Raw genomic sequence first — 20,146 nt, 5'->3', positions numbered from 1 at the left:
ACAATGGGGCACATGATCGATGCACGGCGGCTGCGAATCCTGCGTGCCGTGGCGGACCACGGCACGGTGACCGCCGCGGCCGCCGCGCTGTACCTGACGCCCTCCGCCGTCTCCCAGCAGCTCGCCGCCCTCGAACAGGAGACCGGCCACCGGCTGGTGGAACGCGGCTCGCGCGGCGCCCGCCTCACGCCCGCCGGCGAGATCCTGCTCACCCACACCAACGCGGTGCTGGCCCAGCTGGAGCGGGCCGAGGCCGAGCTCGCCGCGTACGGCGCGGGCCACGCCGGTACGGTCACGGTCGCCGCCTTCGCCACCGGCATCGGCCTCGTCCTCGCCCCCGCCATCGCCGCCCTGAGCACGACCGCCCCCGGCATCAAGGTCCGGGTCCAGGACGCCGAGGGCGACGCCAGCGTCCCGATGGTCCTGGACCGGCAGGTCGACGTGGCCGTCGCCGTCGAGTACCGGGGCGCCCCCGGCGAGGACGACCGCCGGCTCACCCGCGTCCCCCTGTACTCGGAGCCGTTCGACGCGGTGCTCCCGGTGGGGCACCGGCTGGCCGCCCAGGATCAGGTGGCCGTCGCCGACCTGGCCAAGGACGCCTGGATCGGTCCGTACCCGGGCAACCCCTGCCACGACGTGGTGGTCCTGGCCTGCGAGTACGCCGGTTTCGCACCGAACCTCGAACACTCCTCGGACGACTTCCACGCGGTGGTCGCGCTGGCCGGTGCGGACGCGGGGGTCGCCCTGGTGCCGCGCACCGCCCTGCGCGGCATGTCCCTGACCGGCGTGGTGGTCCGCCCGGTGCGGGGGACCGCCCCCACCCGCCGCGTCTTCGCCGCCGTACGCCGGGGCGCCGAGGCCCACCCGCTGATCGCACCGGTCCTGGACGCGCTGGCGGGCGCGGCGGGCTGAGGCGATGGCGGTAACCGAACAGGCGTATGAGATGTCCTCGGTAGGGTGGCTGCGCACTACACGTGACCGGGGGGAGACCAGCGCATGGGCGACGGCAAGGACAGTGGCAAGGTCCTCGACATCAAGACGGCGGACATCAAGGCGACGGCGCCGGTCTTCCACACGCAGGGCAAGAATCTGAGCAAGGCGCTCACCACGCTGGTCACCACCCTGGACGGGCTGGGCAAGCCGTGGGGCGACGACGAGCAGGGCAAGCAGTTCGGCGATGCCTACAGCCCCCAGCAGACGGTCATCGAGAAAGCGGCCGGCACTCTCGTCCTCGGCCTGATCAGCATTCACGAGGCGATGGCCGACATGTCGGACGGGCACGTGGACAACGACGAGCTGATCTCCGGGATGTTCAAGAAGGCGAAGCCGGCGGCCGGCCACGACCAGGGTGACAAGTGAGTGTCGAGGACGAGGCCAAGGACCTTCTGCTCAAGCTCGGTCTTTGGTGGCCCGACGCCAACTCCGGCACCCTGCGCAGCGCCGCCGGTGCCTGGCGGACATTCGCGGACGCGGTCGACGACGTCCGTACGCCGGTCCACAACGCGGCCTCCTCGCTGATCGCCAACAACAAGGGCGAGGCGATCGAGACGTTCACGGTGTTCTGGGGGCGCTACGCCAAGGACAACGACGCGGGCTGGCTCAGTGACCTGGCGAAGTCGGCGCGGAAGATGGCGGAGGCGCTGGACAAGTTCGCCGATGCCGTCGACGACGCCATCACCAAACTCTGGACGCAGATAGGCATCGACGCCGCGGTCATCGTCGGCGGCGTGGCGCTGGCCTTCTTCACCGCGGGTCTCGCCGCGGGGGCCGCCGCTCTGGCCACCGAGGCGCTGATCGAGTTCGGCGTCACCATGGGCATCGCCGTGTCCACCACCGTTGCCGAGATCGCGGCCGGAACCCTGGTCGCCGCGGCCTTCGGTGGCATCGAATCGGTGACCATGGACCTGGCGGTCGCCCAGCCCCTGAAGATCGCCACCGGTCTGCAGGACGGCTTCAGCCTGGACGAGATCAACGCCGCGGCCCGGGACGGCATGGTCTACGGCGGGGTGTTCGGTGCCGGAAGCGGTGTCCTGAAGGCCGGCGTGGAGGGAAACCTGTTCACGGGGGCCAACAGCGTGCCGCTGATGCTGCGGCCCCCGTCGCTCCGCCCCGACCTGGTCGAGATCGGGCCCGCGGCCCGACCGTGCAAGAGCACTCCGTGCGTGGGGGAGCCGGTCGACGTGGCGACCGGCGCCATGCTGATGACGCAGACGGACCTGACGCTCCCGGCCGGGCTCCCGCTGGTCGTCGAGCGGACCCATCTGTCCTCGTACCGCGGCGGGGTGTGTTTCGGCCCGGCGTGGGCCTCCACCCTGGACGAGTGCCTCCAGATCGACGGCGAGGGCGTGGTGTTCGCCGCCGCCGACGGGATGCGACTGATCTACCCGGTCCCGGAGCCGGGCGTGCCCGTGCTGCCGGTCAAGGGCGCGCCCTGGCCGCTCGAATGGGACGGCAAGCCCGACGGCGCGATGACCGTCACCGACCCCGACTCCGGAGTCGTCCGCACCTTCGGCGCCCCGCTCCCCTCGGGCACCTTCGGGGTCTTCCACCTCCCCCTGGAGAGCTGGCACGACCGCGACGGCGCGCGGATCGACATCGAGCGCTCGGACGACGGCATCCCCGGCGCGCTTCGCCACTCCGGCGGCTACTACCTCGCCGTCGACACGTCCGGCCCGCGCGTCACCGCCCTGCGGCTCCTCGACCACGCCCCGGACGTCTACACGAAGCACGCCTCCCGCGAGGGCGGCACCGTCGTCATGCGGTACGGCTACGACGCCGAGGGCAACCTCACCGACGTCGTCAACTCCAGCGGCGAACCACTGCGGTTCACGTACGACTCCGAGGGCCGGGTCACCTCCTGGACCGACCGCAACGGCACCTCGTTCGCGTACGTCTACGGCGCCGACGGCCGCGTCGAGCGCACCGAGGGCAGCGACGGCTTCCTCTCGGGTTCGCTCGCCTACGACGACGCGGCCCGCACCACCACCTACACGGACTCCCTCGGCCGGCGCTCCACGCACCGGTACAACGCCGCGGGCATGGTCGTCGAGGAGACCGATCCGCTCGGCCACACCACCCGCACCGAGTGGACGGACCGGGGTGACAAGCCGCTCTCCGTCACCGACCCGCTGGGCCGTACGACGAGGTACGCGTACGACGAGGCCGGTCGCCTCACGGAGGTGACCCTGCCGGACGGGTCCGGTGCCCGGGCCACGTACAACGCGCTCGGCCGGCCCACCGAGGTCGTCGAACCAGGGGGCGCGGTCTGGCGCCACACCTACGACGAGCGGGGCAACCTGCTCACCACGACCGACCCCCTCGGCGCCGAAACGCAACTCTCCTACGACGAGTCGGGCAAGCTGTCCGCGATCACCGACGCCCTGGGCCACACCCGCACGGTGACGTCCGACGCGGCCGGACTGCCCGTCGCGGTCACCGACGAGCTCGGGAACACCACGACCGCCCGCCGCGACACCTTCGGCCGCGTCGTCGAGGTCACCGATCCGCTCGGCGGGACCACCCGCACCGGCTGGACCACCGAGGGCAAGCCGTTGTGGCGCGAGTACGCGGACGGCACCCGTGAAGCCTGGAGCTGGGACGGGGAGGGAAACCTCCTCACCCACACCGGCCGCGCGGGCGGCACCACCGAGCACACCAGCACCCACTTCGACGTCCCCGCCACCCGCACCGACCCGGACGGCACGACGTACGCCTTCGCCTACGACACCGAACTCCGGCTCACGACGGTCACCAACCCCCAGGGACTGACCTGGTCGTACGCGTACGACGAGGCGGGGCGGCTGGTCCGGGAGACCGACTTCAACGGCCGGGTCCTGACCTACGCGCACGACGCGTCCGGAGGCATGACGTCCCGGACGAACGGCGCCGGCGAGACGCTCCGCCTCACCCGCGACGCGCTCGGCCGGGTCGTGGAACAGACCGCCGACGGCGGCGGCGTCACCACCTACGCGTACGGGGCCTCCGGCCATCTGGCCCGCACGGCCAACGCGGACGCGGAGGTCACCGTCGAGCGGGACGCGCTGGGCCGCCCGCTCACCGAGACCGTCAACGGCCGCAGCACCACGTACGCGTACGACGCCCTCGGACGCGTCACCCGGCGGACCACCCCGTCCGGGCTGGTCTCGGACTGGACCTACGACCCGGCCGGCCGGCCCACCCGGCTCGGTACCGCCGCCGGCGCGCTGACCTTCACCTACGACGCGGCGGGCCGTGAGACGGAGCGCCGCATCGGCGACACCGTCACCCCCACCCAGGACTGGGACGCCGTCCACCGCCTCACCGGGCAGCGGCTCTCGGCCCGGGTGAACGGGGCCGACCGGCTGCTCCAGCACCGCACCTACGCCTACCGCGAGGACGGCTACCTCGCCGAGATCCGCGAACTCACCTCGGGCACCCGGCGGTTCGACCTCGACGCCACCGGCCGCGTCACCGGGGTCCGCGCCCACGGCTGGACCGAGACGTACGCCTACGACACGACGGGCAACCTCACCCACGCCACGGCCCCCGCGCACGAGTCCGCCGGGGACCGCGAGTTCACCGGCACCCTCATCCGCAGCGCCGGCCGCACGGCCTACGAGCACGACGCCCAGGGCCGCCTGATCCGCAGGACCCGCAAGCTGCTCAACGGGCAGCGGCTGCGCTGGACGTACGCCTGGAACGCGGAGGACCGCCTGACCGAGGCGGTGACCCCCGACGGCGACCGCTGGCGTTACGCCTACGACCCCCTGGGCCGCCGCGTATCCAAGCACCGGGTGACCGAGGACGGCTCCGCCGCCGACCGCACGGAGTTCACCTGGGACGACCTGCGCCTGGCCGAGCGGACGAGGCCGGACGGCCGGGTGACCACCTGGGACTACGCCCCCGGCACCCACAGCGTCCTCACCCAGACCGACCACAAACCGCTGCCCACCGAAAAGGGCGCGTCCCTGCTGGCCCAACTGGCCCTGGACGCGTCCACCGACTTCAGCACCCGCTTCCAGGCCGTCGTCACGGACACTCTCGGCACCCCGGCCGAACTGGTCACCCCCGACGGAGAACTCACCTGGCAGCGCCGCACCACCCTGTGGGGAACGGACTTCCCGGCCGCCACGGACACCACGTCCGTGGACTGCCCGATCCGCTTCCCCGGCCAGTACGCCGACCCCGAAACCGGCCTGAACTACAACCACTTCCGCTACTACGACCCCGAGACCGCCCGCTACATCAGCCCGGACCCGCTGGGCCTGGAGCCGGCGCCCAACCATCATGCCTATGTCCCGCACCCTGGTACATGGGCAGACCCTCTCGGCCTCGCAGGATGCGACCTGCGAGACCTGGGTGGTGGGTGGTATCGCTCACAAGAAGGCCTCGGTTATGGTCCCGGATCCGCCGAGGGGCACCGGATCACCCACGTAATGCAGCACACCCGAGAAAATCCGGCAAAGCCTGCTCATGGGGTGTTCGACACGGGAAGCAAGGGAGTGCTTGAGACGGTGGATGAGGCATGGAGTAGACGTGCCCTGGCGGTCTCGGAGAATAAGCAGGGTGCGCGCATCACGTATATCATTCCAATGGAACGTCAAGTCGGTTTCAATCCTGGCGAGAATTATATTTCCATCACGGTTGAAAACGGCAATGAAGTGATCACTGCTTTTCCGAGGAGTTGGCACTGATGGAGAAGGTGGCATGCGTCCATTGCGGGCAGGACTGGGTGCGCTGCTATAAACGCAAGGACTCCGGCGAGATTTTCTTCATGTGTCCGGAGTGTGAATCCCTGTGGCTGAAGGATCAGGACGTGCGCGAAGAGACAGAACTGTATCTCGGTGAATTTCTTCGCACGGGGGACTCTGGGAAGGACTGGGAACTGATTGTTCCTTGCAACGAGCCCACGGCCTGAGGTGGCGAACGCTGGCCAAAATTACCTCGACCAAGGACTGGGGGATCGCCGTTCCGTTCCCGGGCCGGTGCCGGACACGTAATGGAAAGCTGTTCATGAAGTTCGTGAAAGCGGAGTGGGACGCCGAGATGCACGGGTTCGATCTGGACCCGAGCGCCTATCTCGCCGAGCTCCCGAAGATGCGGGACGCGTTGCCTCCTGGCGCCTGGGCCTATGCGTCCGACGCGGAGCACTACAGCATGCGCGGCAGTCGTTGCGTGAAGGACCTGGAGCTGGCGGCGATCTCCGTACCGACGGACAAGCGCGGCATCCTGGTCATCGATTTCGCCGCCAACCAGTGGAAGCACGAGTGCGGACTTCGGCTTCGGTACTCCGGTGTCTCGCACTTCTCGATCGACTACGACCGGTTGATCGACTGGATGCAGGCCGATACCGTGCTGCTCGACGAAATTCTTCCCCGGGAGGGCGGATGCCTTCATGAGATCGCACTGACGGACGCGTCGATCACCGTTCACTGTCAGGATATCGAGGCCATGTGGGGTGGTACGGAGTGAGGAATCCCACCGTGGGAGATCGCGGATGGATCCGCTGAAGGATTCAGGGGCCGGGGAGTGGGCGGCGGCCTCGGGTGGTGGAGGCGACTATCTGGACTTCCTCTCCCGGTCCACCGGCCCGGCCGAGTGGATCGCCCTGACGTCGCCTCCGTCGAGGCGACACTCAACGAGTTCCGGCTGTGGATGTACGTCGACTTCGACGACGATCCCGCGTCCCGGTCGAACGCCCTGGACCTCGCCCGGGAGATCGCCCGCGCCTGGCGCCTGTCCCTTGGGGACGCCTTTCCGCACCGGGCCTTCGACGTCCGGGCGAGCGAAACGGCCGACGGCCCGGTGGTGGGCTTCACGAGCCTGCCCGGCACGGGCGGCTGACCCCGGGGCGCGGGCCGCACGGGCGGGCCGCCGCCCCGCCGCGTCACGCCGGCTGGAGCAGGTCCCACCGGTTGCCGTACAGGTCCTCGAAGACCGCGACCGAGCCGTAGGGCTCATGGCGCGGCTCCTCCAGGAACCGCACCCCGGCCGCCGTCATCCGGGCGTGGTCGCCGGCGAAGTCCTCGGTGTGCAGGAAGAAGCCGACCCGGCCGCCGGTCTGCGCGCCGACGCTCGCCGCCTGGGCCTCGTCCTTGGCGCGGGCCAGCAGGAGTCCCGTGCCCTCGGTGCCCCTCGGACGCACCACCACCCAGCGGGAGCCGTCGCCCCGGTCGGTGTCCTCCACCAGCTCGAAGCCGAGCGCGCCGGTGTAGAAGGAGAGGGCCTCGTCGTAGTCGCGGACGACCAGGGTGACCAGGGCGATGTGGGGCATCGGACTCCTCGTGGGACGGGTGGGCTCGGACGGTCGCCGGCCCGTGACGCGACACTATCCGCATGGATCTCAGCGACCTCAGCGACCTGACCGGCCTCACCGCCCGCGCCCGGCGCCTCGCCCGGGCCGGCGAGCGCCGCATCCTCGGCATCGCCGGGCCGCCCGGCGCCGGCAAGTCCACCCTGGCCGGGCGGATCACCGACGCGCTCGGGCCGCTCGCCGTGCTCGTGCCCATGGACGGCTTCCACCTCGCCCAGGCCGAACTCGAACGGCTCGGCCTGGCCGGCCGCAAGGGCGCGCCCGACACCTTCGACGCCGCCGGGTACGCCGCCCTGCTGACGCGGCTGCGGGCCCCCGAGCGCGGGACCGTCGTGTACGCCCCCGCCTTCGACCGGGCCCTGGAGGAGCCGGTCGCCGGAGCGGTCCCCGTACCGCCGGAGGTGCCGCTCGTCGTCACCGAGGGCAACTACCTGCTCTACGGGGAAGGGCCCTGGGCGCCGGTGCGCGGGCTGCTGGACGAGGCGTGGTTCCTGGAGAGCGACGACGCCGTCCGCGTGCCCCGGCTCGTCGAGCGGCATGTGCGGTACGGGAAGCAGCGGGCCGACGCCGAGCGCTGGGTCGCCCGGTCCGACGAGGCCAACGCCCGGCTCGTCGCCGCCTTCAGGGACCGCGCCGACCTCGTCGTCCGGCCGGACGCGGGAAGCTGACCGCTCGCGTGCGTACGGCCGGAGGAGGCAGGATGGGAGGGCTGTTCCGTACCGTCAGGAGGCCCCGCATGCCCAGCCCGAACCAGCCCGTGCCGTTCACCGCCGACGACTACCGGGCCCGGATGGCACGGGCCGCCGAGAGCGCAGCCGCGGCCGGGCTCGCGGGTGTGCTGGTCGCGCCGGGGCCCGACATGGTGTACCTGACGGGCTACGCGCCGCCCGCGGACACCGAACGCCTCACCCTCCTCGTCCTCGCGGCGGGCCAGGACCCCGTCCTGGTCGTGCCGACGCTGGAGGCCCCGGACGCGGCGAAGGCCGTCGGCGCCCCCGCCATGACGCTGCGGGACTGGACGGACGGCAAGGACCCGTACGCCGTCACCGCCCCGCTGCTCGACGCGCGGGGCCGGTTCGGGATCAGCGACAACGCCTGGGCGATGCACCTGCTCGGCCTCCAGCAGCGGCTGCCCGACACCTCGTACGCCTCCCTCACCGAGGCGCTGCCGATGCTGCGCGCGGTGAAGGACACCCACGAGCTGGAACGGATCGCCGCGGCCGGGGCCGCCGCCGACGCCGCGTACGGGGAGATCGTCAAGGTCCGCTTCTCCGGCCGCAAGGAGACCGAGGTCGCCGCCGACCTGGCCCGGCTGCTCACCGAGCACGGGCACTCCCAGGTCGACTTCACCGTGGTCGGCTCCGGGCCCAACGGCGCCAACCCGCACCACGAGGCCGGCGAGCGCACCATCGAGCACGGCGACATGGTCGTCCTCGACTTCGGCGGGCTCAAGCACGGCTACGGCTCCGACACCTCCCGCACCGTCCACGTCGGCGAACCCACCGCCGAGGAGCAGCGGGTCCACGACATCGTGCGCGAGGCCCAGCAGGCGGGCTGCGCGGCGGTGCGCCCCGGCGTCGCCTGCCAGGAGATCGACCGGGCCGCCCGCGCCGTCATCACCGAGTTCGGCTACGGCGAACGCTTCATCCACCGCACCGGCCACGGCATCGGCGTCACCACCCACGAACCCCCGTACATGATCGAGGGCGAGGAGCAGCCGCTGGTGCCCGGCATGTGCTTCTCGGTGGAGCCCGGCATCTACCTGCCGGGCCGGTTCGGCGTCCGCATCGAGGACATCGTGACCGTCACCGAGGACGGCGGGCGGCGCCTCAACGCCACCGCCCGCGAACTCGCGATCGTCGAGTAGCGGCCCCGTTCAGCCGTCGGCCAGCACCACGCACGACTCCGGCGGCAGATGCAGCATCCCGTCCGGGCCCGGCGGGTCGACCGGCAGCCAGGCGGCCAGCACCCGGCCCCCGCCGCTGCGGTGCCGGCCGCCGCCCAGCGGGATCGCGGCCGGCTTCCCGTCGAGGTTGACCGCGATCCGCAGATCGCCCCGGCGCACCGCCAGCCAGCGCGCCCCGTCGTCGTACGCCGCCTTCACCGAGCCCAGATCCGGGTCGCCGAGGTCGGGCAGGGTGCGGCGCAGCGCGATCAGCTCGCGGTACCAGGCGTGCAGCCGGGCGTGCGGCTCGCGGTGGGGTTCGTCCCAGTCCAGGCAGGAGCGGGCCCGGGTGGCCGGGTCCTGCGGGTCCGGGATGTCCTCCTGGGCCCAGCCGTGCGCCCCGAACTCCCGCCGCCTGCCGGTGCGCACCGCCTCGGCCAGCTCCGGGTCCGTGTGGTCGGTGAAGAACTGCCAGGGCGTACGGGCGCCCCACTCCTCGCCCATGAACAGCATCGGCGTGAAGGGACCGGTCAGCACGAGCGCCGCCGCGCAGGCCAGCAGCCCGGGGGAGAGGGAGGCGGCGAGCCGGTCGCCGAGGGCCCGGTTGCCGATCTGGTCGTGGGTCTGGGCGTACCCGACGAAGCGGTGGGCGGCGCTGCGGCCGGGGTCGACGGGGCGCCCGTGCGTACGGCCGCGGAAGCTGGAGTACGTGCCGTTGTGGAAGAAGGCGCTCGTCATCGTCTTGGCGAGCCCGGCCAGCGGGGCGGCCGCGAAGTCCGCGTAGTAGCCCTGGTCCTCACCGGTCAGCGCGGTGTGCAGGCAGTGGTGGAAGTCGTCGTTCCACTGGGCGTGCAGACCGAGCCCGCCCTCCTCGCGCGGTGTCGTGGTGCGCGGATCGCACAGGTCGGACTCGGCGATCAGCGGGAGCGGGCGGCCCAGCTCCGCCGAGAGCGCGTCGGCGGCGGCCGACAGCTCCTCCAGGAACGTCAGCGCCCGGGTGTCGGCCAGCGCGTGGACCGCGTCGAGCCGCAGCCCGTCCAGCCGGTAGTCCCGCAGCCAGGCCAGCGCGCTGCCCAGCAGGAACGCCCGCACCTCGTCGGAGCCCGGCGCGTCCAGGTTGACCGCCGCGCCCCACGGGGTGTGGTGCGTCTCGGTGAAGTACGGGCCGAAGAGGGGGAGGTAGTTGCCGGACGGGCCCAGATGGTTGTGGACCACGTCCAGGACGACGGCGAGCCCGAGCCCGTGTGCCGTGTCGACAAAGCGCTTCAGCCCCTCGGGCCCGCCGTACGGTTCGTGCACGGCCCACAGCGACACCCCCTCGTACCCCCAGCCGTGCACCCCGGGGAAGGGGCAGACCGGCATCAGCGAGATGTGGGTGATGCCCAGCTCCGCGAGGTGCCCGAGCCGGGCCGCCGCCGCGTCGAAGGTGCCCTCGTCGGTGTACGTGCCGATGTGCAGCTCGTACAGGACCGCGCCCGGCAGCCCGCGCCCCGCCCAGTCGGAGCGCCAGGTGTACGCGTCGTGGTCGACCACCGCGGACTCGCCGTCAGGCCCGTCCGGCTGGCGGCGCGAGCGGGGGTCGGGACGCACCGGGCCGCCGTCCAGCGCGAAGCCGTACCGGTCGCCGTCCGCCGCCGCCGCCTCGGCGGTCCACCAGCCGGGCCGGTCCGGATCGGGTTCCATCGGCAGCGGCTCGCCCGCCAGCCGCAGAGCGGCCGATCCCGCGTCCGGTGCCCATACCTCGAACAACATGCAGCGCTCCCTCGCTTCCGGGGCCGTTCGCCCCGGCCCATGGTCGGCAGACGGCACGATCTTCGGCCCCCGACACTGGATCGAGTTCGATACTGGCGATTAAGGTCTGAATCTGATCACTGCCCTGCCGGGTTCTGCCCTACGCACTCCCTCTTACGGCTGTGGAGGCCGAGATGACCGTGCCGTCGTTCCCGCCGGGTTTCCTGTGGGGAGCCTCCGCGTCCGCCTTCCAGACCGAGGGCGCCGCCGACACCGACGGCAAGGGCCCCTCCGGCTGGGACGCCTTCGCCGCGCAGCCCGGACGCATCAAGGACGGCACCGACACGAGCCGGGGCACCGGCTTCCACCGGCACTACCGCGAGGACGTGGCCCTGCTGGCCGGACTCGGCGCCGACGCCTTCCGGTTCTCGGTGAGCTGGCCGCGCGTCGTGCCCGGCGGCAGCGGGCCGGTCAACGCGCAGGGCCTCGACTTCTACGACCGCCTCGTGGACGAGCTCTGCGCCCACGGCATCACCCCGGCCCCCACCCTCTACCACTGGGACACCCCGCTCCCGCTGGACGAGGCCGGCGGCTGGCTCAACCGCGACACCGCCTACCGCTTCGCCGAGTACGCGGGCATCGTCGCCGAACGCCTCGCCGACCGCGTCCCCATGTGGATCACGGTCAACGAACCCGCCGAGGTCACCCTCCTGGGTTACGCGCTCGGCGAGCACGCCCCCGGCCGCACCCTTCTCTTCGACGCGCTGCCCGCCGCCCACCACCAGCTCCTCGCCCACGGTCTGGCCGTACGCGCGCTGCGCGCGGCGGGCGCCGGGAACATCGGCATCGCCGTATCGCACTCGCCGGTCTGGACGGCCGGCGAGTCGGACGAGGACCGCTTCGCCGCCGAGCTGTACGACACCCTCACCAACCGGCTGTTCGCCGACCCGCTCCTCACCGGCCGCTACCCCGACGAGAACTTCGCGGCCCTGATGCCGGGCCCCGTCGAGGACGACCTGCGGACCATCTCCACCCGGCTCGACTGGTACGGGGTCAACTACTACAACCCCACCCTCGTCGGCGCCCCCACCCCCGACGCCCTCGACAGCTTCGCCGGCTTCGGCATGCCCGAGGGCCTGCCCTTCGGCATCCGGGAGATCGAGGGGTACGAGAAGACCGACTTCGGCTGGCCCGTGGTCCCCGAGGGCCTGCGCGAGACCCTGGTACAGCTGCGGGAGCGCTACGGGGACCGGCTCCCGCCGCTCTACATCACCGAGAACGGCTGCGCCGTGGACGAGCCCGCGAAGGACACCCGCCGGATCGCCTTCCTCGACGGCCACCTCAGGGCCCTGCGGGAGGCGATCGACGCGGGCGTCGACGTACGCGGCTACTTCACCTGGTCGCTCACCGACAACATCGAGTGGACCGAGGGCGTCAGCAAGCGCTTCGGCCTCGTCCACATCGACTACGAGACGCTGCGCCGCACCCCGAAGGACTCCTACGCCTGGTACCGCGATCTCATCAAGGCCCAGCGGGGCGCCGGAGAGTGACCGGCGGTCAGTCGTCCCACACCATGTCGAAGGCGCGCTCGAAGTCGACGTAGCCGAGGCGCGCGAACGCCTTCGCCATCGGCACGTTGCCCAGGTCCGTCGCCGCCCGGACGCGCTCCACGCCCTCCTGCGCGGCGAGCAGCCGGGTGCCCTCGGCGAGGATGTCGTCGATGTGGCCGTGACCGCGATGGGCGGGCAGCACCCCGATGTACGCGATGATCGGGTTGTAGTCGTTGCGGGCCGGGATCACGAAGCCGACGGGCTCGCCGTCCGGCAGCTCGGCCGCCCGCCACCACTCCCGGGGCGTCGCATAGCCGGCCAGCTCCTCGTCGTAGTGCTTCTCGGCGGCCTGGCGCGGTGAGAGGCCGGACGCCAGGTCCGCCCGGCCGTGCGCGTCGAGGGTGCCCTCCATCACCGGCGTCATCAGGTCGAGCAGGTCCGCGCGCCCGGCGACCGGACGGAACCGCAGCCGCCCGCTGTCGGCGGGGACCGGCGTACCCCGGCGCCACTCCAGGCGCAGCCGCTCCGCGAGCATCCGGGCACCGGTGCGCTCCATGACCCGGATGCGGGCCTCCACGGCGTCGCGGACCGCCGGGTCCTCCCGCCAGTCGGCCGGTACGAACCGCCCGTACTCGGGGCGCGGCGTCCCGGCCGGTACGACGGCGGCCGTCGCCGCCTCGACCAGCCGCAGCCCCGCCTCCTCGCGCTCGGGCCCGGGCAGCGTGTCGTCCAGGTCGAAGAAGTCGAGCAGCAGCGGCTTTCCGCCGCCCCTGCTCCACCACGCGATCCGCGCCACCACCCGCTCACCGCGCAGCGCCACCCACATCCACTCCGGACGGCGGCGCCCCGTGGCGAGGTCGTCCGCCAGCTCGTGGTCGAGGACGTAGGGCAGTCGGCGGAAGAGGTCCAGCTCCTCCGGGCCGCTGAGCGGTCGGACGGTCAGGTCGAGTGGTGCGTCGGGCACAGATCCCCCCGGGTGTACGGGTGCGTCACGGCGGTCGCCGGAGGCACGGCCGCCGACCCTAGCAACGCTTCCGACCGGCCGCCCCCGGATATCCGGGGGCGGCCCGCGCAGGTCAGGAGCGCGAAAGCAGGGTTGTTCTGGACACCCCGGGGCCGTCGGACCGACAATTGCGGGCGTGACGTCCTCCTTCGAGTCCCACACGTATCCCGCGCGGCTGTCGGACGCCCAGCGCGACCGTGTTCTCGGTGTGCTCAGAGAGGGCGCGGCCCAGGGCAGGCTCTCCCAGGACACCTTCATGCGGCGCATGGAAGTGGCCCTGACGACGAGCCGCCCCGAGGAGCTGGAAGCGCTCACCAAGGACCTGGAGCGCGAGGGCCGTTGGTCGCGCGGGCTGCTGCGGGTCGTGGGCGCGGTCTCCGGCTTCCCCGAGCGCGTCCGCCGGGCCTGGCGGGCGGAGCGGCTGCCCAAGCTGCTGCTGCCGGCCCCCAGCCCGCACCCCCTGCTCATCGGCCGCGACCCGGGCAACGGCCTGCGCCTCAGCCACGAGACCGTCTCCCGGATGCACGCCGAACTGACCGCGCAGGGCGACCGCTGGATGCTGCGCGACCTCGGCTCGACCAACGGCACCTGCGTCAACGGGCAGCGCGTCACCGGCACGGTCCCGGTGCGCGAGGGCGACCAGGTCAGCTTCGGCCGGATGGTGTTCCGGCTGTCCGCGCCCGCGCTCCGGCCGCCGGCGTAACGTCACGCCTGCTGGTGGAGGCCCCGGCCCGCCAGGGTGAGGAAGGACTCGCCGACGGCTTCCGAGAGCGTCGGGTGCGGGTGGATGTGCTGGGCCACGTCGAAGGGCTCCGCGTCCCAGCCGACGATCAGCTGGCTCTCGGCGACCATCTCCGAGACGTGCGGCCCGACCAGGTGCACCCCCAGGACCCGGCCCCCGCGCTCCGCGACCACCTTCACCATGCCGCCCTGCCCGTGCACCATCCCCTTGGCCACGGCCGTCAGCGGCATCGTGTTGACCACGACGTCGTGCCCCGCGTCGCGCGCGCCCGCCTCGGTCAGGCCCACGGCGGCGGTCTGCGGCGCCGAGTAGGTGACCCGGGGCACCGCGTCGTAGTCCACCGGCACCGGCCGCAGCCCCGCCAGCGTCTCCGCCACCAACAGGCCCTCCGCGAACGAGGCGTGCGCCAGCCCGAGGGACGGCGGCGGCAGCAGATCGCCCACCACATGGATGCCGGGCACCGAGGTCTCCAGCCGTGACCAGTGCGCCGGCGCCACATACCCCCGCTCGTCGGTGGCGAGCCCCGCGGCGGCCGGCCCCAGGCCGTCCGTCACCGGGACCCGGCCCACCGCGACCAGCAGCCGCCGCGCCTCAACCGTCCGGGTCTCGCCGCGCGGGGTGCGCAGCGTGGCCCGGACCCCGTCGTCCAGCAGTGTCGCCTCCAGCAGCCGGGCGCCGGTCCGCACATCGATGCCCCGCTTCTTCAGGCCCCGGGTCAGATGGCGCGACACATCGGCGTCCTCCAGCGGCACCAGCCGGTCGGCGGCCTCCACCAGGGTCACCCGCGCCCCCATCGACCGGTGCAGCGAGGCGTACTCCACCCCGATCGCCCCGCCGCCCAGCACCAGCACCGAATCCGGGAGCCCGGGCGCGAACAGCGCGTCGTCACTGGTCACCACCCGCCGCCCGTCCGCCGCCAGACCCGGCAGCATCCGGGGCCGCGACCCCGTCGCCAGCACGATGCCGCGCCGGGCGACGACGTCCCCGTACCCCTCGATCCGGACACTGCGAGGCCCCGTCAACTCCGCGCTGCCCGCCACCACTTCGACACCCGCTTGCGTCAGATGCGCCTGGACGCCCCGGTGGTTGCGGGACACGATGTCGTCGCGGGTGGCGACCAGCGCCGGCCAGTCCACCGACTCCAGCACCGCCTTCACACCCCAGCGTTCCCGCGCCTCCGCGATGCCGTCGACCAGTTCGGCCGCGTGCAGCATCGCCTTGCTGGGGATGCAGCCCCGGTGCAGACAGGTCCCGCCCACCTTGTCGCGCTCCGCCAGGACGACGCCCAGCCCGAGCCCGGCAGCCCGCAACGCCGTCGAGTAACCACCGGTCCCCCCGCCGATGACGACGACGTCCGTCTCGTTCGTACGCTGATTCCGTGTCATGGCCCCCACCCTCCGCCCGGTCCTTGCCATGAGTCCAAGTCAATGTTTGTGTGGCTTCCATGCACACAGTTCATGGCGGGTGAACCGGTGCGCACACGAAACGGGGGCGTGATGAGCCTGCGGCAGATGGAGTACTTCCTCACGGTGGTCGAGGAGTCCTCCTTCACCCGGGCCGCCGAACACCTCCACGTCACCCAGCCGGCGCTCTCCCACCAGATCAAGGCCCTGGAGCGGACCGTCGGCGGCCCCCTGCTCGAACGGCTGCCGCGCGGCGTGCGGCTCACCGCCATGGGCCGCGCCTTCCTGCCGCACGCCGAACGCTCCGTGCGCAGCGCCGCCCAGGCCCGGCGCGCCGCCCGCGCCGCCGCCGGGGCCCAGGGTGGCGAACTGCACATCGCCACCGTGCACGCCATCGCCGTCGGCATCCTCCCCGACGTCTTCGCCCGCTGGCGCGCCGCCCACCCCCGGGTCGCCCTCGTCCTGCACGAGTACGCCACCACCGAGGCGCTGGAGGAGCAGATCGAACGGGGCACCGCCGACCTCGCCGTCGGGCCCCCGCCCGCCCGCTGGAGCGGCCCGGTCGTCCCGATCGGCGCGGAGGACATCGTCCTCGTCGTCCCCTTCGACGACCCCCTCGCCGGACGCGCCTCGGTCCGCCTCCAGGAGCTCGCCGACCGCTTCTGGGTGCGCTGCGCCATGGAGGCCGTTGTGGAGGGGCGCCCGTTCCTCGACTGGGCCTGCGCCCGGGCCGGCTTCACACCCCGTACGGCGGTGCGCACCGAGCACACCTCGACCGCGGTACGGATGGCGGCGGCCGGGGTCGGCGTCGCCACCGCCCCCGCGCACGTCGTACGCGGAGCGGTCGGCGAGGACTGCGCCCTGCTCACCGTCGACCCGGCCTGGCGGCGGGAGCTGGCCGTCTTCTCCCGCGTCGGCCTGACCGGCGCCGCGGCCGCGTTCACCGAGCTGCTGGCGGACGTCCGGCGGACCGGCGAGGCGGCCCCGTGTCACCCGGATGGCCGCGCGCCGACTGCGACGGGCCCGTTCAGGTGATGCCCTGAGGGGGACCGCGCCGCGCACCGGCGCACCGACTCGCCCCGGGGGAACGCCATGCAGGCCGACGCGCCCCGAGACATACCGGCCCCGACGACCTCGCCCGAACGCCGCACCCGAGCCGGCCGGTCCACGAATCGCACCGGCCCGAGCCTCCTGGCACGCGGCGCGGCCCACGACCCGTACCGCTTCTACCGGATGCTGCGCGAGCAGTACCCGCTCAGCTACGACGCCCCGCTCGGCGCCTGGCTGATCAGCCGGTACGACGACGTGACCGCCGCCCTCACCGACCCCCGGTTCACCGGCTTCCCGCACGACGGGGCGCCCCGGGGCGGGCCCGCGCCCCTCGGCCTGTGCCACGGCAGCGCGCGCTGCCTGCCCTCCGACCGCTACACCGTGGTGACCGGCACCGTCCCCGCCCCTCTCGCCGAACGCGTGGAGCGCACCGCCTATGTGCTGGCCCGGCGCATCGCCCTGCGCTCCCGGGCCGACCTGGTCGAGGAGTTCTGCCGCTGGCTGCCCGCGGGGTCCGGCCGGGACGTGAACCGGGCGCCGGACGGGGAGGCGGCCCAGGCCGCCGCCGCGCCGGCCGGCGACGGGCCCTGCCTCCGGGACACCGCCCTGCGCGAGACCGCGCTCGCCTCGCTCCTCGCCAACCTGCTGGACGACCCCGACCTGCTGGCCGCCCTGCGCATCGAGCCCGCGCTCGCCGGCCGGGCCTGGACCGAGTCCCTGCGCCGCGACCCGCCCGTCCAGGTCGTGCTGCGCCGCACCGTCGCCGAGGTCACCCTCAGCGGCGGCACCCTCCCCGCCAAGGCGCCCGTCGCCTGCCTCGTCGGGGCGGCCGCCCGCGACCCGCAGCGGTTCGCCGCCCCGGACGTGTTCGACCCGTTCCGCCCCGACCAGGACCGCACACTGACCGGCCCGCCGGGCTGCCCCGCGGTGGCGCTCGGCCGGCTGGAGGCCGAACAGGGGTTGCGCGCGCTGCTCGACGCGATGCCCCGGCTGCGCTGGGCGGAGGGCTTCCGCCCGGCGGCCACCGGACTGCTCACCCGGGGCCCGCGCTCCCTGCTCGTCAGGCCCGGCTGAGCAGCGCCACCGGACGCCGGGCGAACAGCTCGGCCACCTCGACCGTGCCGCCCGAGAACTCCCGCCCGGGTGCCAGCAGGTCCCGCCACACCCCGTCGTCCGGCAGCGCCAGCCGCGTCCCGCGCCAGCCGCCCGACTCCGCGAGCCGCATCGAAAGACGGGTCACCGCCGTGACGACCTCACCCGAACGGCAGAAGGCCAGGCAGTGCGCAGCCGCCGGGCCGGACGCGCTCAGCGGGGCGTACGTACCCGACTCGCCGAACACGCCGGGCCGCTCGCGCCGCAGCCGCAGCGCCGCCGCGGTCAGCTCCGCCTTCTCGTCGGCGGGCGCGTCCGGCGCGGGCTGTCGGAACGGCCGCCGGTTGTCCGGGTCCACCAGCGCCAGGTACGCGCGCTCGGTGCCCTGGTAGAGGTCCGGCACCCCCGGCATCGTCAGGTGCACCAACGCGGTCCCCAGCACCTGGGCGCGCACATGCGGGGCGAGCGGGGCCGCGAACTCCTCGACGAGCTCCCGGACCGGGCCGGTGTCCGCGGCCGGCCCGGCGGCGACGAAGTCCGACGCCATCCGCTCGTACACCGGATCGGGCTCCGTCCAGCTGGTGAACAGGCCCGACTCGCGCACCGCCTTCAGCAGCGCGGGCTCCAGCCGCGCCGCCCGCTCGCCGGCCGGAATCCCGGCGCAGCCGATCGCGGTCTGCCATGCCTGCCAGGCCAGCTGCGGATCGGGGGCGGCCGACGCCGACCGCGCCAGCCCGGCCACCAGTCCCGCGAACCGGCCGGGGCACTGCGACAGCACCGCGACGCCCGCCCGCACATCGGCGCTGCGTTTGGTGTCGTGCGTGGTCAGCGCCGTCCCGGTGGCGGGCCAGTCACGGGCGATCCGGGTGCAGAAGGCGTGGAAGTCCGCCGGCTCCACCGCCGGGTGGCCCGGATCGCCGCCCACCTCGTTCGCCGAGATCAACGGCACGTACCGGTAGTACGCCGTGTCCTCGACCGCCTTGGCGCGCAGCGCGGACGCCGTCTGGGCGAACCGGGCACAGAACGCCGCCCGGTCACCGCCCCCGCCGAGCAGCCCCAGCGCCAGGTCCCGCACCACATCGACGGCCGACGCCTCCTCACGTACCGCGAAGACCGCCTTCGCGTCGCTCACCGCCGTCGCGTCGAGCGTCGCCTCGGCCGTCTCGGAGCAGGGGCCGCCCGCGGTCACGTACGGCCGGTAGACCGGCACCCGGACCAGCAGCTCGCGCACCGCGGTGTGCAGCGCCCAGGGGGCGTGGTCGCGCAGCGCGGGGTCCTGGGCGCAGATCCGCGACGCCAGCCGGGTCAGCAGTTCGGTCTCCGCCGCCAGTTCGTGGGTGACCACGCGGTACGCGGCCCGGCGCACGGTCGCCGTCCAGTAGCCGCCCCGGTCTCCGGCCGGGGACGCGGAGTCGCGGTAGTGGCCCAGCAGCTCCGCCGCGCCCTCCGGGTCGGTGAACAGGCCGTCGATCCGGTACAGCGCGTCGTATCCCGTCGTCCCCGCCACGGGCCAGCCGGCCGGCAGCGGCTCGGACCCGGTGAGGATCTTCTCCACCACCGTCCACACCCCGCCGCTCGCCTCGGAGAGCCGCTCCAGATAGCCGGCCGGGTCGGCGAGCCCGTCCGGGTGGTCGATCCGCAGACCGTCCACGACCCCCTCCCGGACCAGTTCGAGGATCTTGCCGTGGGTGGCGGCGAAGACCTCCGGGTCCTCCACCCGCACCCCGATCAGGTCCGAGATGGTGAAGAACCGGCGGTAGTTCAGCTCGGTCCGGGCCAGCCGCCACCAGCCGAGCCGGTAGTGCTGGGCGTCCAGCAGCTCGGGCAGATCGAGGTGGGCGGTGCCGGCCCGGAGCGGGAACTCCTGTTCGCCGTAGCGCAGCACCTCGCCGTCGACCCGCATCCGCGCCATCTCGTCGCCGATCCGGCCGCCGAGCACCGGCAGCAGCATCCGCCCGCCGCCCGCCGCCCAGTCGATGTCGAACCAGCGTGCGTACGGCGAGTCGGGCCCCTCGCGCAGCACCTCCCGCAGGGCGTGGTTGTGCCGGGGGTCGGCCGCCATGTGGTTCGGCACGATGTCCAGGACGAGACCGAGACCGTGCTCCCGCGCGGTGCGCGCCAGCCGCCGCAGCCCCTCCTCGCCGCCCAGCTCGGCGCGGACCCGGCCGTGGTCGACGACGTCGTAGCCGTGCCGGGAGCCGGGCACGGCTTCCAGGACCGGTGACAGATGCAGATGGGAGACGCCGAGCGAGGCGAGATACGGCACGGCGTCCTCGGCGGCCGAGAACGGGAACTCCGGCTGGAGCTGGAGCCGGTAGGTGGCGGTAGGCGTCATGGGAACCTTCGTACCCACATCCGGGCCGCCTGTGTCACCCCGCCGGGCACAAGGGCACGACGGG

General features: G+C 73.3%; 17 protein-coding genes. 12 read left to right on the top strand and 5 right to left on the bottom strand.

The annotated features are described in order from the left end of the window. The first annotated feature begins 12 nt into the window (after positions 1-12). The 6 genes from E6R18_RS29515 (at position 13) to E6R18_RS29490 (ending at position 6,822) form a co-directional block, all read left to right on the top strand. A complete protein-coding gene (locus E6R18_RS29515) occupies positions 13-912 on the top strand; it encodes a LysR family transcriptional regulator (protein ID WP_136319939.1) in 900 nt (299 codons plus the stop codon). An 84-nt stretch (positions 913-996) separates the two neighbouring features. Continuing rightward, positions 997-1,359, top strand: coding sequence for a hypothetical protein (locus E6R18_RS29510; protein ID WP_136319938.1), 363 nt, complete (start codon positions 997-999; stop codon positions 1,357-1,359). Continuing rightward, positions 1,356-5,672 carry a DUF6531 domain-containing protein gene (locus E6R18_RS29505; protein WP_136319937.1) on the top strand — a complete coding sequence of 1,439 codons (4,317 nt, stop codon included), beginning with the start codon at positions 1,356-1,358 and terminating at the stop codon, positions 5,670-5,672. Before E6R18_RS29510 ends, E6R18_RS29505 begins: the two co-directional genes overlap by 4 nt. Continuing rightward, on the top strand, positions 5,672-5,896 hold the full coding sequence (locus E6R18_RS29500) for a hypothetical protein (RefSeq protein ID WP_136319936.1): 225 nt from the start codon (positions 5,672-5,674) through the stop codon (positions 5,894-5,896). The genes E6R18_RS29505 and E6R18_RS29500 overlap by 1 nt, the downstream gene beginning before the upstream one ends. A 95-nt stretch (positions 5,897-5,991) precedes the next feature. Further along, the gene (locus tag E6R18_RS29495) at positions 5,992-6,450 is read left to right on the top strand and encodes a hypothetical protein (RefSeq protein WP_136319935.1); all 459 of its coding nucleotides are present in this window, start codon (positions 5,992-5,994) and stop codon (positions 6,448-6,450) included. A 126-nt stretch (positions 6,451-6,576) separates the two neighbouring features. Next, entirely contained in the window at positions 6,577-6,822 is a 246-nt protein-coding gene (locus E6R18_RS29490) for a hypothetical protein (protein ID WP_206308461.1), read from the top strand. A gap of 43 nt (positions 6,823-6,865) precedes the next feature. Here E6R18_RS29490 and E6R18_RS29485 read toward each other — a convergent pair whose 3' ends face one another. After that, positions 6,866-7,252, bottom strand: coding sequence for a VOC family protein (locus tag E6R18_RS29485; protein WP_136319934.1), 387 nt, complete (start codon positions 7,250-7,252; stop codon positions 6,866-6,868). 62 nt (positions 7,253-7,314) lie between these two features. Between E6R18_RS29485 and E6R18_RS29480 the strand changes: the two genes are divergently transcribed. Beyond that, the gene (locus E6R18_RS29480) at positions 7,315-7,959 is read left to right on the top strand and encodes a nucleoside/nucleotide kinase family protein (RefSeq protein ID WP_136319933.1); all 645 of its coding nucleotides are present in this window, start codon (positions 7,315-7,317) and stop codon (positions 7,957-7,959) included. A gap of 68 nt (positions 7,960-8,027) precedes the next feature. After that, positions 8,028-9,158, top strand: coding sequence for an aminopeptidase P family protein (locus E6R18_RS29475; RefSeq protein ID WP_136319932.1), 1,131 nt, complete (start codon positions 8,028-8,030; stop codon positions 9,156-9,158). Positions 9,159-9,167: 9 nt separating this feature from the next. Here the strand turns inward: E6R18_RS29475 and treZ are convergent, their stop codons facing one another. Next, complete coding sequence (treZ, locus tag E6R18_RS29470; protein ID WP_136319931.1) at positions 9,168-10,928, bottom strand: malto-oligosyltrehalose trehalohydrolase; 1,761 nt, start codon at positions 10,926-10,928, stop codon at positions 9,168-9,170. Positions 10,929-11,101: 173 nt separating this feature from the next. On the opposite strand from treZ, the gene E6R18_RS29465 reads away from it, so the two are divergent. Continuing rightward, positions 11,102-12,457, top strand: coding sequence for a GH1 family beta-glucosidase (locus E6R18_RS29465; protein WP_136319930.1), 1,356 nt, complete (start codon positions 11,102-11,104; stop codon positions 12,455-12,457). Between the two features lie 7 nt (positions 12,458-12,464). Here the strand turns inward: E6R18_RS29465 and E6R18_RS29460 are convergent, their stop codons facing one another. Further along, complete coding sequence (locus E6R18_RS29460; RefSeq protein WP_136319929.1) at positions 12,465-13,421, bottom strand: GNAT family N-acetyltransferase; 957 nt, start codon at positions 13,419-13,421, stop codon at positions 12,465-12,467. A gap of 175 nt (positions 13,422-13,596) precedes the next feature. On the opposite strand from E6R18_RS29460, the gene E6R18_RS29455 reads away from it, so the two are divergent. Continuing rightward, on the top strand, positions 13,597-14,163 hold the full coding sequence (locus E6R18_RS29455) for a DUF1707 and FHA domain-containing protein (protein WP_136319928.1): 567 nt from the start codon (positions 13,597-13,599) through the stop codon (positions 14,161-14,163). Positions 14,164-14,165: 2 nt separating this feature from the next. Here the strand turns inward: E6R18_RS29455 and lpdA are convergent, their stop codons facing one another. Next, a complete protein-coding gene (lpdA, locus tag E6R18_RS29450) occupies positions 14,166-15,587 on the bottom strand; it encodes a dihydrolipoyl dehydrogenase (protein WP_136319927.1) in 1,422 nt (473 codons plus the stop codon). Positions 15,588-15,698: 111 nt separating this feature from the next. Between lpdA and E6R18_RS29445 the strand changes: the two genes are divergently transcribed. After that, on the top strand, positions 15,699-16,640 hold the full coding sequence (locus E6R18_RS29445; RefSeq protein WP_240799894.1) for a LysR family transcriptional regulator: 942 nt from the start codon (positions 15,699-15,701) through the stop codon (positions 16,638-16,640). A gap of 57 nt (positions 16,641-16,697) precedes the next feature. After that, positions 16,698-17,729, top strand: a complete 1,032-nt coding sequence (locus E6R18_RS29440; protein WP_136319926.1) for a cytochrome P450 — start codon at positions 16,698-16,700, stop codon at positions 17,727-17,729. Here E6R18_RS29440 and treY read toward each other — a convergent pair. Then, positions 17,716-20,082, bottom strand: coding sequence for a malto-oligosyltrehalose synthase (gene treY, locus E6R18_RS29435; RefSeq protein ID WP_136319925.1), 2,367 nt, complete (start codon positions 20,080-20,082; stop codon positions 17,716-17,718). The genes E6R18_RS29440 and treY overlap by 14 nt on opposite strands. Positions 20,083-20,146: the final 64 nt, after the last annotated feature.

This window comes from Streptomyces sp. A1277, assembly GCF_004795015.1.
Lineage (GTDB): Bacteria > Actinomycetota > Actinomycetes > Streptomycetales > Streptomycetaceae > Streptomyces.
The sequence above is the reverse complement of the archived record's forward strand: the minus strand, read 5'-3'. Positions and strand labels throughout refer to the sequence as shown.

Coding starts and splice junctions, on each gene's coding strand:
- E6R18_RS29515 (WP_136319939.1), top strand. CDS start 13: ATGATCGATGCACGGCGGCTGCGAATCCTGCGTGCCGTGGCGGACCAC.
- E6R18_RS29510 (WP_136319938.1), top strand. CDS start 997: ATGGGCGACGGCAAGGACAGTGGCAAGGTCCTCGACATCAAGACGGCG.
- E6R18_RS29500 (WP_136319936.1), top strand. CDS start 5,672: ATGGAGAAGGTGGCATGCGTCCATTGCGGGCAGGACTGGGTGCGCTGC.
- E6R18_RS29495 (WP_136319935.1), top strand. CDS start 5,992: ATGAAGTTCGTGAAAGCGGAGTGGGACGCCGAGATGCACGGGTTCGAT.
- E6R18_RS29485 (WP_136319934.1), bottom strand. CDS start 7,252: ATGCCCCACATCGCCCTGGTCACCCTGGTCGTCCGCGACTACGACGAG.
- E6R18_RS29480 (WP_136319933.1), top strand. CDS start 7,315: ATGGATCTCAGCGACCTCAGCGACCTGACCGGCCTCACCGCCCGCGCC.
- E6R18_RS29475 (WP_136319932.1), top strand. CDS start 8,028: ATGCCCAGCCCGAACCAGCCCGTGCCGTTCACCGCCGACGACTACCGG.
- treZ (WP_136319931.1), bottom strand. CDS start 10,928: ATGTTGTTCGAGGTATGGGCACCGGACGCGGGATCGGCCGCTCTGCGG.
- E6R18_RS29465 (WP_136319930.1), top strand. CDS start 11,102: ATGACCGTGCCGTCGTTCCCGCCGGGTTTCCTGTGGGGAGCCTCCGCG.
- lpdA (WP_136319927.1), bottom strand. CDS start 15,587: ATGACACGGAATCAGCGTACGAACGAGACGGACGTCGTCGTCATCGGC.
- E6R18_RS29445 (WP_240799894.1), top strand. CDS start 15,699: ATGAGCCTGCGGCAGATGGAGTACTTCCTCACGGTGGTCGAGGAGTCC.
- E6R18_RS29440 (WP_136319926.1), top strand. CDS start 16,698: ATGCAGGCCGACGCGCCCCGAGACATACCGGCCCCGACGACCTCGCCC.
- treY (WP_136319925.1), bottom strand. CDS start 20,082: ATGACGCCTACCGCCACCTACCGGCTCCAGCTCCAGCCGGAGTTCCCG.